This is a genomic window from Sphingomonas sp. Leaf30 (genome assembly GCF_001422525.1).
In the GTDB taxonomy this organism is placed as follows: Bacteria; Pseudomonadota; Alphaproteobacteria; order Sphingomonadales; family Sphingomonadaceae; genus Sphingomonas; species Sphingomonas aerolata.
The window spans coordinates 31,744-48,679 of record NZ_LMKZ01000016.1 but is presented as its reverse complement, the minus strand read 5'-3'; the positions used below and the strand labels follow the sequence as shown (position 1 = coordinate 48,679).

General features: G+C 63.2%; 13 protein-coding genes and 1 pseudogene. 5 read left to right on the top strand and 9 right to left on the bottom strand.

From position 1 onward, the window contains the following. Positions 1-278: 278 nt before the first annotated feature. Positions 279-1,226, bottom strand: a complete 948-nt coding sequence (locus ASE89_RS12130; RefSeq protein WP_056678069.1) for an alpha/beta hydrolase — start codon at positions 1,224-1,226, stop codon at positions 279-281. 37 nt (positions 1,227-1,263) lie between these two features. Then, a pseudogene (locus ASE89_RS12125) lies at positions 1,264-2,232 on the bottom strand (glycoside hydrolase family 43 protein). A gap of 240 nt (positions 2,233-2,472) precedes the next feature. Between ASE89_RS12125 and ASE89_RS12120 the strand changes: the two are divergent. After that, positions 2,473-3,558, top strand: a complete 1,086-nt coding sequence (locus ASE89_RS12120; RefSeq protein ID WP_236701750.1) for a carboxylesterase family protein — start codon at positions 2,473-2,475, stop codon at positions 3,556-3,558. Positions 3,559-3,925: 367 nt separating this feature from the next. Here the strand turns inward: ASE89_RS12120 and ASE89_RS12115 are convergent, their stop codons facing one another. Beyond that, positions 3,926-5,467: a tryptophan halogenase family protein gene (locus ASE89_RS12115; RefSeq protein ID WP_056678064.1), complete on the bottom strand. Its 1,542-nt coding sequence runs from the start codon at positions 5,465-5,467 to the stop codon at positions 3,926-3,928. A gap of 75 nt (positions 5,468-5,542) precedes the next feature. Further along, entirely contained in the window at positions 5,543-8,560 is a 3,018-nt protein-coding gene (locus tag ASE89_RS12110; RefSeq protein ID WP_056678062.1) for a TonB-dependent receptor, read from the bottom strand. Between the two features lie 256 nt (positions 8,561-8,816). On the opposite strand from ASE89_RS12110, the gene ASE89_RS12105 reads away from it, so the two are divergent. The 4 genes from ASE89_RS12105 (at position 8,817) to ASE89_RS12095 (ending at position 13,609) form a co-directional block, all read left to right on the top strand. After that, positions 8,817-9,485 carry a SapC family protein gene (locus tag ASE89_RS12105; RefSeq protein ID WP_168427658.1) on the top strand — a complete coding sequence of 223 codons (669 nt, stop codon included), beginning with the start codon at positions 8,817-8,819 and terminating at the stop codon, positions 9,483-9,485. An 8-nt stretch (positions 9,486-9,493) separates the two neighbouring features. Continuing rightward, entirely contained in the window at positions 9,494-10,489 is a 996-nt protein-coding gene (locus ASE89_RS12100; protein ID WP_236701749.1) for a cupin-like domain-containing protein, read from the top strand. A 39-nt stretch (positions 10,490-10,528) separates the two neighbouring features. Continuing rightward, positions 10,529-10,924 carry a hypothetical protein gene (locus ASE89_RS20410; protein ID WP_156363456.1) on the top strand — a complete coding sequence of 132 codons (396 nt, stop codon included), beginning with the start codon at positions 10,529-10,531 and terminating at the stop codon, positions 10,922-10,924. 198 nt (positions 10,925-11,122) lie between these two features. Continuing rightward, a complete protein-coding gene (locus ASE89_RS12095) occupies positions 11,123-13,609 on the top strand; it encodes a glycoside hydrolase family 9 protein (RefSeq protein ID WP_236701748.1) in 2,487 nt (828 codons plus the stop codon). 266 nt (positions 13,610-13,875) lie between these two features. On the opposite strand, the gene ASE89_RS12090 is transcribed toward ASE89_RS12095, so the two are convergent. The 5 genes from ASE89_RS12090 to ASE89_RS12070 all read right to left on the bottom strand — a co-directional run bounded on the left by ASE89_RS12090 (position 13,876) and on the right by ASE89_RS12070 (position 16,837). Further along, positions 13,876-14,262, bottom strand: coding sequence for a type II toxin-antitoxin system VapC family toxin (locus ASE89_RS12090; RefSeq protein ID WP_056678049.1), 387 nt, complete (start codon positions 14,260-14,262; stop codon positions 13,876-13,878). After that, the gene (locus ASE89_RS12085) at positions 14,259-14,549 is read right to left on the bottom strand and encodes an AbrB/MazE/SpoVT family DNA-binding domain-containing protein (RefSeq protein ID WP_269082963.1); all 291 of its coding nucleotides are present in this window, start codon (positions 14,547-14,549) and stop codon (positions 14,259-14,261) included. Before ASE89_RS12085 ends, ASE89_RS12090 begins: the two co-directional genes overlap by 4 nt. 224 nt (positions 14,550-14,773) lie before the next feature. Continuing rightward, entirely contained in the window at positions 14,774-15,436 is a 663-nt protein-coding gene (locus tag ASE89_RS12080) for a recombinase family protein (protein ID WP_056678047.1), read from the bottom strand. Positions 15,437-15,758: 322 nt separating this feature from the next. Next, positions 15,759-16,154 (bottom strand): hypothetical protein, encoded by a 396-nt coding sequence (locus tag ASE89_RS12075; protein WP_056678045.1) that lies wholly within the window; start codon positions 16,152-16,154, stop codon positions 15,759-15,761. Beyond that, positions 16,151-16,837 carry a DUF433 domain-containing protein gene (locus tag ASE89_RS12070; RefSeq protein WP_056678041.1) on the bottom strand — a complete coding sequence of 229 codons (687 nt, stop codon included), beginning with the start codon at positions 16,835-16,837 and terminating at the stop codon, positions 16,151-16,153. The genes ASE89_RS12075 and ASE89_RS12070 overlap by 4 nt, the downstream gene beginning before the upstream one ends. Between the last annotated feature and the right edge of the window lie 99 nt (positions 16,838-16,936).

Genomic DNA, 16,936 nt, shown 5'->3' with positions numbered 1-16,936 from the left:
ACTACGGCAAGCCGTGGCTACCCAAAGAGCTTTGCGCAGAGGGCATGGTGAGCGTTCGGGCAGGGCGCCGGGCCGATGAAAGCCTGAATCGGCAGCAAGGAAAGGGTGGCGCGCAACCTCATAGACGGGAAAATCGGAAATTGGCACGCTGGATGTGTATAGATCGGCCCGACGGGGAAGAGGACACGGTAGCCGCCGCCGCACCGAAGCGGGCCCGCAAAAAGGCCTGACCGAACAGGGGCGGATGCAGTAGCGTCCGCCCCAACATGCTTACGTGACTACGCTGCTTTCGGCTTCAGATAGCCGTGCATCGCCAGCCAGCGCGAAAAGTCACCGAACCAGCCCGTGCTGGTCGTCGCCTTCTGGTACATGCCGAACCCGTGGCCGCCCTGTTCGTACAGGTGGAACTCCACCGGCCGCTTCGCCGCGGTCCAGCTTTCGATCAGCCCATATCCTGCATTGGCGAACAGCGGATCGTCCGCCGCCAGCGCCACGAATAACGGCGGCGCACCGGCCGGCACCTTCACCGCGGCCAGCGGTCCGTAGATCAGCCCCAGGAACGCCGGCTTCGCATCCTGGCCCGCAAGCTCGGTCGCCAGCGTCAGCATCGCGCCCGCCGAGAAACCGACCATGCCGACCCGGTCCGGGTCGATCTTCCACTCCGCGGCGCGCGAACGCACCAGTGCGAATGCCGCGCGCGAATCGGCAATCATCGGTGCGATCCCGGCCATCCGTTCCTCCGGCGTCGCCCGCGGACTGGGCGTGGCCGCCGGGCCCGCTGGTTTCGCGAATTCCGCCATGTCGGACGGCGTCTGGTTAAGCCGGTATTTCAGCACGAACGCCGCAACGCCCTGCGCCGCCAGCGCCCGCGCCACGTCCCAGCCTTCGTTCTGCATCGACAGCGTCCGGAATCCGCCGCCCGGCGCCACGATCACCGCGGCACCCGTCGCCTTTGCCGGATCGGGCAGGAACGGCGTCAGCGTCGCGGTCGTCACGTTGCGCGCGAACACGCTGCCATACTGGCTGTGCCACGACTCCTGCGCCTTGGCATCAGGCAGCGGGGCGGTGTTGAGCGTGATCGCATCGGGCTGCGCCGGGATTGCGATCGGCGCCATCTTGTCGCTCTGCGCAACCGCCGGTCCGGCCGCGATACACGCCACGGCAAACGCCATCATCGCCGGCCGCAACCACCGCCGTGCCGCCGCGCCCTTACCCATCGTCGTCATCGTCTCTCTCCCTGTCTTATCGTTGTCGGAATTTCGTTCAACGCGTCGCCGGCGCGGTTACGCCCGCATCGGTCTGCACCACCGGCCGCATCGTCCCGTCCGGATTATAGTACAGCCGCTCCACGGTCACCGCGCGTCGGCCGATCGCCCCGCTCATGTCGCCGATCGCCAGATTTGCATTGTGCAGGAACAGATAGGACTGGCCTCTGAACTCGGCGATGCCGGGGTGGATGGTAAAGCTGTACTTGCCCGATTCGGTCAGCTCGCCGCGATACGTCCACGGCCCGAGCGGATTCGTCGCGGTAGCATAGGATACGCGTTCGTCGCGGTGCTTCGACCGGTCGAGCGAGGCATAGGTCAGGTACCAGAGCGCCCCCCGCTTGTGGAGCCACGGCCCCTCCTCGAAATGCGGCGGGGTGATCTCGGTGATCGGCCCGTCCATCTCGATCATGTTGGGTTTCAGCTTGGCGATATAGGCCTGCCGGTTGCCCCACGCGATCCAGGTCGTGCCGGCCTCGTCGGTGTAGACGGTGGGGTCGATATCCTCCCAGCTGTGCGTGCCCTTCGGCGTCATCTGGTTGGTCACCAGCGCCGATCACTTGGCATCGACGAACGGGCCGGTCGGCGTATCCGCCACCGCCACCGCGATCGCCTTGCCCGGATGCGTCGCGTCATGCTCGACCGCGGCATAGAACCAGTATTTGCCGTTCTTCGCGATCGTCTGCGACGCCCAGGCGTCCGCCTTGGCCCAGCGGAAATCGCTAACGTTCATGATCGGCCCATGGTCTTGCCAGTGCATCATGTCCGTGGTTGAATAGACCAACCATTCGCGCATGTTGAACATCTCGTCGCGCTGCGCCTGGTCATGTCCGACATACAGATACAGCCGGTCGCCAACGACCAGCGCCGCGGGGTCGGCGGTGAACTTGTCGCGGATGATCGGGTTGGACCCGGGCACTGTGCGCGCCGCGACCGAGCCGGTCTGGCCGAACGCCGCGGCCCCCATGCCTGCCACGCACAGCGCGATTGCCAACTTGTTTCCAACGTATCGCACGCCACCTCCCCGTTCGGTTTCTGCACGGAGTAAAGCACGGTTCTCAGCGCCCGTCACCCGTCCCGCATTGCCGCCGGATCTTGTGCAGTGAGGATGCCGAACGGCTGGGCGGGACGAGGGCCGAGTTGCGGGCGACGGCTTGCGCGACGTGCAGGCACGTATGACGGTAGGAAGTTGGCGCGCCGGGGTGTCGTGATCGTCACGGTCAACTACCGCCTCGGAGTGCTCGGTTACCTTGCCCATCCTGTCTTGAGCAAGGAGTCTCCTATTGGGTCTTCGGGAAATTATGGCCTGTTGGATCAAATCGCGGCGCTGCGATGGGTCCGCGGCAACATAGTGCGCTTCGGCGGCGATCCTGCGAACGTCACGGTTGCCGGCCAGTCCGCAGGTGGCGGATCGGCGATGCTGGTGACTGTGTCCCCGAGCGCGCGGGGCCTGTTCCAGAAGGCGGTCTTTGAGAGCGGTGCGGCGCTTGGGCTGCCTGGAACAAGCGCCCAGATAGGCCTTGATGAAGCCGAAATCGCCGGTGCGTCGTTCGCGCGGCGGTTGGCAGCAACGACGGCAGACCAGCTTCGCGCACTACAGGCCAAGGCGTTAATCACATCCAGCGTGCCCCGTGCCGCCACCGGACCGATCAATATTGCTCCCGCGTATCGCAGCGGACGCGACGCAGGCGTTCCCATCCTCCTAGGCTGGAACAGCAACGAAGCAGCGCGCTTTATCGATCATGTGACGCTGGATGCCTATGCTGCCACGGTTCGCCAGAGCTACGGCGTGATCGCGCCCGATATGCTGCGGCTTTATCCGGCTACGACCGATGCGACCGCGACCGGTGCCGCACAGAATTTGATCAGTGATGCTGGGTTTGGCTTGCGGAGTTGGAGTATTGCGGAAGCGCGCACGGCAAAGAAACCGGCTGCGGCGTTCCTGTACCAGTTCGATGGATCTCCGCCGGGACCTGACGGATCGCGCGCCAAGGGAGCGGTGCACTCCGATGAACTGGGATATGTCTGGGGGAAGAACGACCCGCAACGACACTGGTCGCCCACCGATAACGCACTTGTCGAGACGGTACACAGTTACTGGCTCAATTTCATGCGAACGGGTGATCCGAACGGGCGCAGCCTTCCGCGGTGGGCGCATTACGGACGGGCGGCGACCGCATTATCGTTGCGCGCCGGCAGGGTGACCAATGAACTGCCGCTGCGTGTCGCGAAGCTGAAGAGTATTAATAATGTGTTGAGTACTATCCTTCCGCCTAGCAAAAGACTGGAATAGACTGCGTTTTAGTAAAGATCACATGCTTAACGCGTAAATATGCGTTATAGAATGGTCAAACCGGTGAAAATAACTTCAGCCGTCTTTTACGGCCTGTCTGGTGGACGCTACCGGTGCTCACGGTTCAACCGTTGAGAGCAACATGGACGAGCTGACATCAGAATCGATCTTTGCTTACTTCGCAGGTGAGAGTTTCTGCAGAGGTCCGCAATGCGACGATCGGATACGCGCCGGGTTGCGGACGTGGCGAACCGAGGTCCCGCTAGGTACTGCCAGCCGCCGCCGTCTTGATGGCAGAAACAGTATCGCTTCGCGGAGCAAGCGCTCTGCGCACCGGATTACGCCCGCCGTCTGGTTGCCCAGGACGTCAGATCGTCGGCAACCCGTATTCGACGATTTTGCGGATTAGACCACGGTGAAGCGGAAGGCCGGCCATTAGACGTTCGGTCTGCGTTTGGTTCTCACGGATCGCGCGATCCGCGGCACGGACGTCCGCCTCCGCCACGCCCGGCGGGACATGCGTGCGATGACCCATGCCGTAGAGCACATACTGGTAACTGGCAGCTGGAAAGACCTCTTCCGCTCGGTCGAATTCGTCTAGCATCCAGGGCGCATGGTAGCGCCACAGGTCCATCAGGCCCTGCAACCGGTCCGGAATCGACTCCGGGCGGACGTTGTCCCGCCAAAAATCGTTGTCGGTCCGCTGGGTGAGCGCATAGTGCAGCTTGAGGAAATCGATGATCCGACCCCAGCGGTAGAGCGTCGTCTCGTTAAAGCGGCGGGCGACGACGTCCATCACCTCGCGGCAGGCGGGCAGCTGGTCGGCGATCAACTTGGCGGACAGTTCGATCAGCACGATCGCGGAGGCCTCGAGTGGCTCGAGGAACCCCGCGGCCAGCCCGACGGCGACCGTGTTGTTCTTCCAGAAAATCTCACGGTGACCGGCCTTGATCGACAGCTTGCGGACCGGCAGGTCGGCGGCGGCGTCGCCGATATAGGCGCGCAGTTCGCGTTCCGCCTCGTCCACGCTGATGTGGCTGCTGGAGAACACATGGCCGACGCCGCGGCGGGTGGGCAGGCCGATGTCCCACGTCCAGCCCGCCGATTGCGCGGTGGAGATAGTGTGGCTGGCGATCGGGGTTTCGTCGTCCGGGTAGGGGACCTGGATGGCGAGCGCTGTGTCGCAGAACAGCGTGTCGGCGCAGCTTTTGAACGGGACGCCGAGCGTGCGGCCGATGAGCAGCGCGGCAAAGCCGGTGCAGTCGACGAACAAGTCGCCCGGGATGTCGCCGGCTTGTTCGGTACGGACCATGGCGATGTCGCCGGTTTCGGTGACGACCGCCTCGGTCACGTCGGCCAGGACGTGGCGGACGCCGAGCACGTCGCAGCAATGGCGTTGCAGGAAGCCTGAGAATTTGCCGGCATCGAGATGATAGGCGTAGTTCGCGACCGCCTCATATTCCGGCGTGGCGATCGTCTTCGGCCCCAGGCCCGCATCGCAGACCCGGCCCTGCGGCGTGACCGCGTCGCAGAAGCTGGTGGCGTCCGGGGTTTCAAGCCAGTGCGGCGCGAGGTTCACCTGCCCGAAATTCTGCGGCAGCATGAGCGGGTGGTAATAGCCGTCGTCCGGCGCGCCGGTGGTCCAGCGGTTAAAGCGCGCGCCCTGCTTGAACGAGGCGTCGCATTGCCGGAACAGTTCGGTTTCGGAGATGCCCATGCGGCGCAGCGTGTTGCGCAACGTGGGCCACGTGCCTTCGCCGACGCCGATGATCGGGATGTTGGGTGATTCGACCAGCGTCACCGTAAAGCCGTGCGCGCGACGTGCTTGATGCTTTGCGGCGATGACGCCCGCGGTCAGCCAGCCGGCGGTGCCGCCGCCGACGATGACGATGTGCTTGATCTCTCTCACGTCAGTTCATCGTTCACAGACTGGGACCCGATATCGGGGGTCGCCGAAACGTCCGGCAACCCCGTTGGCAGTCGATCAGTAGCGGAAACGCGCGCCGAGCGTAAAGCGGCGGCCGTAATCGAACACGTCGAGCAGTTGGTTCTTGAACCGGCCGTGCGTGCTCTGCTGGTTGTTGTTGATGTTCAGGATTTCCCCGAACACGCTGAACTTGGGGGTAACGTCCCAGCTCGAGCTCAAATCGACCTGAAAGCTGGAGTTGACGAATGTCGGCTCCGACCCGAACGACCCGGTGTTCTGGTTCTGCCCGAAACCGGCGAGATATTCGTCACGCCAGTTGAGTGCGGTCCGGAACTGGAACCCCTTTTTGTCGTAGAAGCCAACGAAGTTCGCCGAGTTCGCAAGACCTGTCACGGCAAAGCCGGTCTGAGTGATGTTCGAGCTGTCATACGGCTTGTTGGTATCGACGAACGTGGCGTTTGCCTGGAACCCGAAGCCCGTGTCGCCGAACACGTGCTGCAGCGCGACCTCGACACCGCGGACCGTTGCGGCCGGGCCGTTGATCTGCTGCGACACGGCGAACTGCGCGGGCTGGCCCGTTGTCGGATCGATCACGCCGTTGATCGTCTGACGCGTCACGCCGCCGACGATGAAGTTGCTGACGTTCTTCAGGAAAAAATCGACCGAGAGATAGGAGTTGCGCTTGTAGTACCATTCGCCCGCAAGGTCGAAATTGTCGGCCAGATAGGGCTGCAGGTTCGGGTTGCCGCCAGTCGCGGACAGCGCGTTGACGCGCTGACCGACACCGGCGCTGGTGACGGGGTTGAGCAGGCCGAGGTTCGGGCGGGTGAGCGTGCGCGACGCGCTGAACCGGGCCTGCAGCTTGTCGGTGACCTCAAGCCGCATGTCGACCGTGGGAAGCAGATAGGAGTAGTTGCTCTTCTGCGTAACGGCCTGCGTGTCGCCGAACGAGAGGGTCAGCAACGTCGGATCGGCGGCGCTGGTGACGATTGAAATCGGCACGCGGCCCTGACCCATGGCGACGAGATTGGTGGTCTCGTTCCGAATGCCGGCGTTGAAGTGGAACGGCATGCCCGCCAGATCGACATCGAAGTTGGCACGCATGAACAGCGACCAAGTCTTCTCGTTCACGCGCAGCACACTGCCCGGATCAACCGCTTCGTCGAAGGAGCCAGTAAACCCGGGAACGGCCGCATAGTTGAAGCCGGGGATGTTCGTCGCCTGCGGATTGCCGAGACCGGACAGAAACGCCTGATAGGCGACCGGATCGACCTTCAGCACCTGCGGCGGCAACGTGCCGTTGAACCCTGGAATGAAGTTGTTGAGGCTCAGCCTGCCCTGCAGCAGATTGGCGGGCAGCGGCGAAATGCCGGTCGTGCCGCCCGACGGGCCACCATATCCAGCATAAGCCTGCCAGAAATTGTTGGTGAAAGTGCTCTTGTTCGACAGTTTGAATGTGTCGTCATAATATTGACCACCGAACTTGAGCGTCAGGCCATCCTGCTTCCAAGTACCGGATGCACGGAACTGCTTGAGCTCGTCAGTATTGTTCTGCGTCTGGCGAACGGCGACGTGCGAGCCGATCTTCGTCGGATCGGTAAACCCAGCCTCGTCCCCGGCCGGACCGAAGTTGGTCAGTACCGGGAATGCCTTGTCGCTGTTCCCGTTGATGGACAGGCCGGTCGTGTTGGACAGCAGGCCGGAATAGCCGACATCGGAGCTGAGCGCGCCGACCACATTGCCGGGGTTCAGCCAGCTTTTGGCATAGGACCCGTCCACGTCGAACGAGAGGTTATCGGTCGCGTCGAACTTCACGTTCAGGCCGGTCTGGTTAGTTTCCAGAATCCGCTTGTTCAGCGAGGACTGAAAATCGGTCGGCGTGCCGACCTGCGTGAAGCTGGTCGGGGTGCTGTTGCCGTCGAGCGTCAGATTGCGCAGGTCGCTCTGGTTGAACCAGACGCCAAAGCCGTACAGGTCAGTCGTGATCTTCTGACGCGAGTAATTGTCGTCGAGCGTCACCATCACGTTCTCGGACGGATGCCACTGCAGCGCAATGCGGCCGTCGATGCGCTCATCCTTCACCTGCTGCTGTTCCGCGCCATATTGCTGCGGAAACCAGCCGGGGATCGTCTTGTTCGCGGTCGAGAGCTGATCGGGGGTGCAGGCCGCGGTGAGCTGGCACGGTGCATAGTTGCCGCCCGGCCAGCCGGACACGAACACCCGATTGGTATCGGTATCACGTCGGGTGTAGACGACATCGGCGAGGATGCCGAGCGTGTCGTCCGCGAACGTGTTGCTGATCAGCAGGCCGGCCGTCGGGACCACCCGACCGGCGCGGTCCTGGAGCGAGCCCGAAACGGTGGTCGCGAGCCGCAAACCGCTATGATCGAACGGCTTAGGGAAGGCGACGTCAACAGTCGCACCGATCGAGCTGGACGCCAGCGATACGTCCGGCGTCTTGAGCACGCTCAGCTGACCAATGAAGTCCGCGCTCAGCGCGCTGAAATCGATCTGGCGCCCGCCGGTCGCGGTCGCAACGCGGCGGCCGTCGAACAGCGTGGTATTGAAATCGCCGCCGAAGCCGCGGACCGTGATGCCGGTCGCGTCGCCGCGCGCACCATCGCGCTGGATCGACACGCCGGGGAGGCGCTGGAGCGAGGCCGCGACGTTCGAGTCGGGGAACTTGCCAATATCCTCGGCCGAGATGACGTCAACGACGCCCTGCGCGGTACGCTTGAGATCAAGGTTGCGCTGGAGCGAGCCGCGCAGGCCGGTGACGACGATTTCCTGGCCTTCGTCGGCCGCGGGTGCGGCGGTCGCGATCGACTGGCCGTTCGCGGGGACGGGCGCGGTCGCAGCTTCCTGCGGCTGGCCGGCCTGCTCGGCGGTGACCTGCGTGGCGGGGGAGGGGACGGCCGGTTGCATGCCGGTCATGACCTGGCCGGGGACGGGGGTCTGCGCCTGTGCGAAGGCGGGGGCCGCAAACGCGATCGCAAGCACCGAGGAGGTGCTGATCAGCGGGAGCCGACGCGTCCGGTTCCAATGCAAACTCAATTTGCCAACGACGCTCTGCATGCGCTTCCTTCCCCTATGCGATCCGTTGAACCGGCCGCGTTCTGCCTTCCATGCCAGCCAGCGTTGCGGGATCTGGTCACGGGACTTGTTGTAGGAGGAATATGGAGCGCCATCATGGGATGCAAGACTTTTGTCGGTGTAATGAAATACGCTACCAGGACCGTGGCTTGGCGGCCACTGTCGCAGCCACTACGGTTCGACAATCACAGGGCGTCACCGCCCGCTAAATGAGGATGACGGCGTGTCGGCATGGGAAGTGCTCGAGTTCGAGCTACATAAGTCCCTCGGAATCCGGGCATCAGGCGATGCAGAGCGGCTTTTCGTCCAGATCGTGGTCGGCGAGTTCGGGTCCGCCGCCGCCGACTATCCGATCCTGTTCGCCAAGCGTCCGGACACCGGCCGCTTCTACGCCGGCGCGCTGTTGCGGTTGCAGGCGGGCGACGACGCGAACCTCGACGAGCGCGGACGGCTGCGGGGCTATCGTCCAGCGGACCTGGAACGCGAGGGGTTCTTCGTGGAGCAGGACCGCATAGTGATTGACCGCGCGCACCCAGTGTTTGTCGAAGGAGGTGGCTCCGCGTTGTTCGAGATCGAGGGGGCGCAGAGCGAAACGTTGCAGCGCGTGCAGCGTGCGCTGGGACGATTGCACGCCGGGCTGCCGGCGACGGATGACTTCATCGCTCGGCTGCTAGAGCGGTCGCTGCTGGAGCCGATCGACATCGATTTGCGGTTTGACGATGGCACACGGTTCCGGCTGGAGGACCTCTACACCGTTAGCGCAGACGCGCTGGCCGACCTGCCGGACGCGGCGGTGTTGGCGATGTTCCGTGAGGGCGATCTGGCGGCATGCTACACGCAGATCCAGTCCGTGCGGCAGATCGCGCGGATGGCGCGGTTGCGGAACGACCGGCTCGCCGGCGCATGACGGGGCGGGTGGCCGATGTCGCCGCGGAGGCGCTTACCTCGCCCGAACGGTTCCAAACGGAGGTGGTCGGCACCTGCCGTCCCGTGGTGTTGCGTGGTGCGGTGCGTGACTGGCCGGTGATTTCCGCGGCGCGGCGCGGGGAGCTGGCGCACTATCTGGCGCGGCTCGACGCGGGCCGCTCGGCGGAGGTCTTCGTCGGCGCGCCGGCGATCGCCGGGCGCTATACGTACAGCGAGGACCTGAGCGGGTTCAACTTCGAACGGCGGACAATGCAGTTCGTGGAGGCCCTGAACCGGATCGTCGCGACCGCCGGCGTGCAGGATTCGCCGACAATGTATGTCGGATCGCTGCCGACCGAGGGATATCTACCGGACTTCGCGGCTGAGAACGGGCTTTCCTTCCTGCCGACGGTGCAGCCGCGGATCTGGTTGGGGCATCGGTCGTCCGTCGCATGTCATTATGACACCTCGGACAACATCGCGTGCGTGGCGGCGGGCACACGGCGCTTCACGCTCTATCCGCCGGATGCGATCGGAAGCCTCTACGTCGGGCCCATCGATCATACGATGGCGGGCCAGCCGGTGGCGCTCGCGGTGGGAAGCACGCCCGGCGACCCGCGCTATCCACGGTTCGAGGCGATCCGTGACACCGCGCTGATCGTCGATCTGGAGCCGGGCGACGCACTCTACCTTCCCAAGCTCTGGTGGCACCAGGTGGAGGCGACTGCAGACCTGAATGTCTTGGTTAACTACTGGTGGGACGGAACGAGCAGCGGGCCCGACCAGCCCTACACCGCGATGATGCTTGCGATGATCGCGATCGCGGAGCGGCCAGCTGTCGAGCGTGCGGCCTGGCATGCCCTGTTCAGCCATTACGTGTTCCGCCCGGATGGCCACCCGCTGGCCCATCTTCCCGACGAGCGCCACGGGATATTGGGGGCGCTGGGCGCCGGCAACTACGGGCGGATCCGCGCGACGATCATGCGGTTGTTGCGCGGGATCTGATCGTTTTCGGGTATGGCCGCAGTGGATGCGGGATTAAGCGTGTTGCGGGTCATCAACGGCAAAGGGATTAACCCGACGATATCGGTGCGCTATTTCTCTCACACCTATATGCGCGACGACCAGGACTTCATGTTCGTCCTTTCTAAACAACCTGATGGCGTTGATGATCAACCCTGGTCGGCTCATGTCAGCACGCCCGAAGCCCGCCGCACATTGCGCCTAAGCGTCCGATTTTGGCCGCAACTGGACGTTAGCGGCCATTCTCTCGATCGACGGGGCGAACGGCCCGGCATTGACGCAAACGGTCATCGGGTCTGGCGCTCATCGACTGCAAGACACGGGTTTTTGTGCCAGCGAAGGTTGCAACATAGTGCTGGCGCGCGTCTTGCGCGCGGTCTGACCGGAAACCATCGCGATCACCGCTCTTTGCGCTGATTTGCAGTTCATTTCGGCGGGACCGGCAGCACAGACCAGCGCGGCGCGGCGCGGCGCGGCGTCGTGCTCACACGCAATTGATAAACAACTAGTACCAACGTTTCGCGGTTGCCATTCAGCAAGCATTGCTACAGATTTGGGACCGCTATCATACTACACAACGCCGGAGAATGGCGGGATAAACTGGGGGAGATGCTCGTGTCGAATAGGCTTCTGAATGGCTTGCTTGCGTCCGCGAGCCTTGTCGTCGGCGCGACCGCGGCCGTTGCCGACCCGCTGGTCGTCACACCGGACGAAACGCTGGAGACACAGGGACTGACCGTCATTGTCGATCAGAACCCGTTCAGCCCGATCTTCTTCGACGAAAAGAACGCCGGCATCCAGATTGTCCTGCATGGCGACCGGATCGCAACCGACGGCGCGGTCCGGCTGGACCGGACCCCCGAGCAATGGGCCCCGGTCCCCGCCTTCGTCAACCGCACCCGCGGTCCCGAGGCCAACCAGCTGCTGGTCCGTTCCGCTTACAAGGACGTGAACCTGAACTACACAGTCAAGGTGACGGCCGAAGGCGAGGGTTTCCGCATCGCGGTCGACCTTGATCAGCCGCTGCCTGCGAACCTGGCCGGCAAGGCGGGGTTCAACCTCGATTTCCTGCCAACCGCCTATTTCGGCAAAAGCTACCTCATGGACACGGCGCCCGGTCTGTTCCCGCGCCATCCGACCGGCCCGATGGCGAAGGACGGATCGGGCGATCCGCTTCCGCTCGCATCGAACGGCCGCTCGCTGACGCTGGCCCCGGAGGATGCGTTGACCCGCGTCACGATCACCTCCGACAACGCGCCGCTCGCGCTCTACGACGCGCGCAACCGCGCACAGAATGGCTGGTTCGTGGTACGGTCGCTCATCCCGGCCGGGGCGAAGCAGAATGCGGTCGTCTGGCATGTCCGGCCCAATGTGGTGAAGAACTGGACGCGGCAGCCTGTCATATCGTTCAACCAGGCCGGCTATACCCCCGGCCGGTCGAAGGTCGCGTTGATTGAGCTTGATCCAAACTTCAAGGCGCCGGGCGAGGCGGAACTGGTCAGGCTGACCGCCGATGGCGGCAAGCAGTCCGTCCTGCACGCCAAGACCCAGCCACGCGGCCACTGGACGCGCTATGACTACGCCGCGTTCGATTTCTCCGCGGTGCGCGAACCTGGCGTCTATGCCATCAGCTATGCCGGGGCGACCACCAACCCGTTCCGCATTTCGCCCGATGCCTATGGTCGCATCTGGCAGACCTCGCTCGACACGTTCATCGCCGGGCAGATGGACCATGTCGGCATCCGCGAACAATATCGCGTCTGGTCCGCTCCCTCGCACCTCGACGACGCGCGTCAGGCCCCGCCGAACATCACCCATTTCGACGGGTACAAGATGGGCGCCAATCTCGACTCCCCGTTCAAGGCGGGCCAGCACATTCCCGGCCTTGCCGTCGGCGGGTTCCAGGATGCGGGCGACTACGACATCCAAACCCCGGAAAACGCATCGGTGGTTCGCGATCTGGTTTGGGCACGCGAGATGTTCGGTCTGGACTGGGATGAGACAAGTGTTGACGAAGCGGCGCGCGCCGTCGAAATCCGCAAGCCGGACGGCGTCGAGGATGCGGTCCAACAGATCCGGCACGGCACGCTCCAGCTGCTTGCCCAGTACAAGGTGTTCGGCCACGCGATCGTCGGCATCGTCGATCCGGCGTTACGGCAATATGCGCATCTCGGCGATGCCGGATCGCAGACCGACGGGTTGATCTACGATGCGAAGCTGAAGCCGACCGACAAGCGTCCGGCGGCATCGGGCGCGCAGGACGATCGGTGGGCGTTCACGACGGATCTGCCCGCGAACAACCTGATCGTCGCGGGCGCGCTTGCCGGTGCCAGCCGCGCCTTGCGCGCAAGCGATCCGGCAATGGCGGACGAAGCGCTCGCGGCCGCCAAGGCGCTGTGGACGAAGCAGCAGGGCGGCGTGGTGCGGTCCGGCGACGGACGCGACGACTCTACGTCGCCCCGCTCGGCAGACGCCGCCAACGTGTCCGCCACGATCGAATTGCTGATCACCAGCCAGGGCGACAAACTCTTCGCCGACCGCCTCCGCGCCCTGCAACCCGCGATCCGCCAGAACTTCCAGTGGGTCGGCGGCGCGGCCGTGCGGGCGATCCCGTTCATGGATGCCGCCTATCGCACCCAGCTCGAACCCCTGGTCCGCGATCTGAAGGCCAAGACCGACGCCGACCTGAAGAACCCGTTCGGCGTGCCGATCAGCGACGGGGCGTGGGCGGGGTCGAACCAGGTCGTTAGCTTCGGCACGACCATGTACCTGCTCCACAAGGCGTTCCCCGAACTGATCGGCACAGACTATACCCTCAACGCGATCGACTACGTGCTGGGGCGGCATCCCGCGAACAACCTGTCACTCGTCTCCACGGTCGGCACCGCCTCGAAACTGGTCGGCTATGGACATAACCGCGCGGACTACAGCTTTATCCCTGGCGGCATGGTGCCGGGCGTGTTGATCGTCAAACCGAACTTTCCGGAGTTGAAGACCGACTGGCCGTTCCTGTGGTTCGAGAATGAATATACGGTCAGCACGACGTCGGCTTATATTCTGGCCGCACGTGCGGCGATGGCGACCACCGCAGAAACGCAATGAGCGGTACCGGGTCCGGCGTCGACCGGACCCGCAGAACTTCGGCCGGGCAGTATATTCCGCGCGCTGGCCGGGGTCACGAACGTAGCGCGACCGCACCGCGCTATTCCGATCCGCGCGGACCTCGGTCGTGCGCAGGTTGGCGCGCAACATGGACCAGTCAATGTCGAAGCGCGTCCGGCGATGGCGCCGGCCTCCTCAAGCCGCATGCGTTGCCCGGCGACACATTCGTGAGCGTAAGGGCCACCCGACGACTGTACTGTCAATTGTTATCGGATATGCTCAACCCTGAGCCCCTTGACCTTTACCTTCTTCCACTCGCGATCAGCGGTGAGGGCCGGCACACCTAACTGCATTGCAAGCGCCAAACAGGAACGATCACCAAGACCGCGCCCAAACTCTTTTGTATGTGCGTGCAGTCGAGCGGCCGAATAAGCGGCCTCCACATCGTGAGCTCGGACATCGAGGCGAAGCTCGTCGAGCAGTTCCCGGATGGTTGTGGCGTCCAGACCGCTTAGCAAAAGTTCTTTGATCACCTCCTGGAGGTTAACCGCCGAGATCGCGGCTCGCCCAACATGGGGGGTAACCTTGTCCGCACCCGGTTCGTCTCGAACCAGCGCCAGTACCGACGAAGCGTCCAATACAACGGTTGTCATGCCGGATCCTGGTGGTCGGTCGCCGGAGTAGCTTTGCCTGCGTCAACGACGGCTTCCGCCTTTCGGTCAGTAAGAAAGTCGTCGATCGTCCTGGCCTGTTTGGCATGTTCCCGGTAGAGAGCTTGTGCGCGAGAGACCCCATGACCGATTGGTGACAGCCGAACCTGATCGTCCTCGACTGTCAGAATGACTTTACCGTCGCCTTGCAAGCCCATGGCCCTGCGAACCGACGCTGGCAGGATCATGCGGCCGTTGCTTGCTACTTTGACGTCTATGGACTGTATCACCACCGGGACACTCCTACCGGATACTGAGATTCAGCATATGGCACCAATGCGAAAGTGACACAACGTTCGCTTGGACAGAAGGTTAAGCCCTGTCATCCGCCTTGAGTCCATGTGGGTATACCCTGAGTGGGCATGGGCTTTGGTACACGAAACCCGTTCAATCAGGGTCGGCAGCAGCTAAAATGAACACCTCATTATGAGGGTCTAGAGGCTGCCTGAACACATTAGCGATGCGCGACTGACTCAGCCGCGCGGATCGCTGCGTCAGCCTCTGCCTGTAGACGGCGATCACGAGCAATCTTGGCGAGCAGCGTTCGACTGCACCCAGTCGCATCCATTATATCGCGCCAGCTTCGGCCATCGCGGAGAAGGCTCGAGATCGCCGCGTTGCGGGTCTTGTTCTCGGGGCGTCCCTTATAAAGGCCCGCTGCCTTGGCTTTCGCAGTGCCTTCGGCCTGTCGACGACGACGATCCTCATAGTCCTTGCGGGCAACCGCGGCGAGTACGTCCAGCATCATGGCGTTGACCGCTGCGAACATCCGGCCGGTGAACTCATCGGTCAGTGCCGTCAGGATCCAGGACGTCGGCAGGTCGAGCGCGACGATCCGGACCTGCTTCGTGTCGAGCAGATTGCGCAGCTTGATCCAGTCCGGTGAGGTGAGGCGAGAAAGCCGATCAACCTGCTCGACCAGGAGCACGTCTCCCGGCTCGCAATCCGATAGCAGGCGGAACAGCTCGGGCCGGTGAAGCTTGGCACCACTTTCGTTTTCAACATAGCGGGCCGCAATCCTAAGCCCGTGCTCCGTCGCAAACATGTCGAGGGCGCTCTTGGCGCGCGCGGCATCCTGTTCGGAGGTAGATGCGCGAAGATAGGCTCGGATGAACATGCCGCAGTCTGCTATATGTGGTACTTATTAGTCCAGTCCTTTTTACACATTCAGGACGGTGATAAAGTACCAGCGATTGGGGGGTCTGCGAAAGGCATACCCATACCGCACTGCATGGATCATCGATGACGCCGATAGGGGCAGGGTGGGGGCCTCCTTTTTTGGTGGATAGCGGCCCGTCCGGTTTCGGGCGGCGATCGGCATAAAAGGACGTTCATTCAGAATGTAAGGTATGCGTGGCTGCCGGGTTAGCCCGGAGGTTCAGTTTCGCTATCTGGGTTGGATGCGTTCGATCGATGCCATGGACGCCGAGAGCTACAACCTAGGCGATCGGCCGTAGTCGATTGCCTTTAATGCCAACCTCAAAGCATCCTCGGTCCATTGCCCCCGCCGTCGTTTCCAGAACGGGCCATAAGTATAGGATACGTGCGGTGAGCGACGTGAGCGGCAGGCGGGTCACCGCCGGGAGAGGGAAGAAGCCGATCAGGTTGGAGCGCAGGAACAACTCTCGCGACGGCTTTTTGGCGGCAATGCGCCGGTCCGCGGACAGGACGCACCAACCGCTCTCCTTACCGAGCGCTTCGATCCACGCCTCGTCGGGCAGGCTGCCGGTGCCGAACTTATCTCTGATGTGCACGACTTGATGGATGCCGTCGAACAACGCGCCCAGTCCTCGACCGAGCCGGGGTGCCAGGTTGTTGTCGATCAGCAGCTTCACGCGGCCCGTCTCACCTCCAGCATGTGTTCGTAGGCGAGAGCGTCCCGGATGAGCTTCGGTTTCAGTTCGTAAATTTTGGCGACCTTCGTCACCGATCCCTCGGCCTCCACCGCCTCAGCCACCCGCGCTGTGGTCATTCCGTGCTCGGCGATGATCGGCTGTCCAAAGGCGCGGTCAGGATCCGCGACAATCGTGCGCTTGCCATGGAGGAGCCACCACCGCTCGGCGCCGTCAGGTCCAAAGTCGAGATCCGCCAGGCTGGGAGCGACGACCCGATTAAAGACGCCTTGGCTACGCTTGAGATCGATCAGCTGCGGTTCGTCCAGATCCCGCGTTATGTGAAGAAAGATCGTCTTGCCGTCAGTCTTGAACTGAGACGTCGAGAACGGGCGATCCTGCCCAACGATGTCGCGCGCTCGGTCCATGCAGGTCCGGATAGTAGGTAGCCCGATCTTCTTTGCACGCAGCGCGTTGACGATCCTCGCCTCGACCAGATCGCGGAAGCCGAGCAACACGCCGTCGTCGTCCGTAGGATCGTACTGGGGACGCCACAGCGCGGCCTCGTGCTTCGTGTCATGATCGTAGCCCATGAGCCAGCGGCGCAGTGTCGCCGGACGCATGCCTACCATGCGTGCCGCCTCTGGTGCGGTGTATATGCCAATGCCGTACGCCGCGTCGCTCATGACGCATCTATAGCCATATTGGCCAACTGAATGACAAACGTATTCTTCTTTCAAAGCCTGACGGCTCTGGGTGGAACGTCAAAGACGTTTAGGCGATCC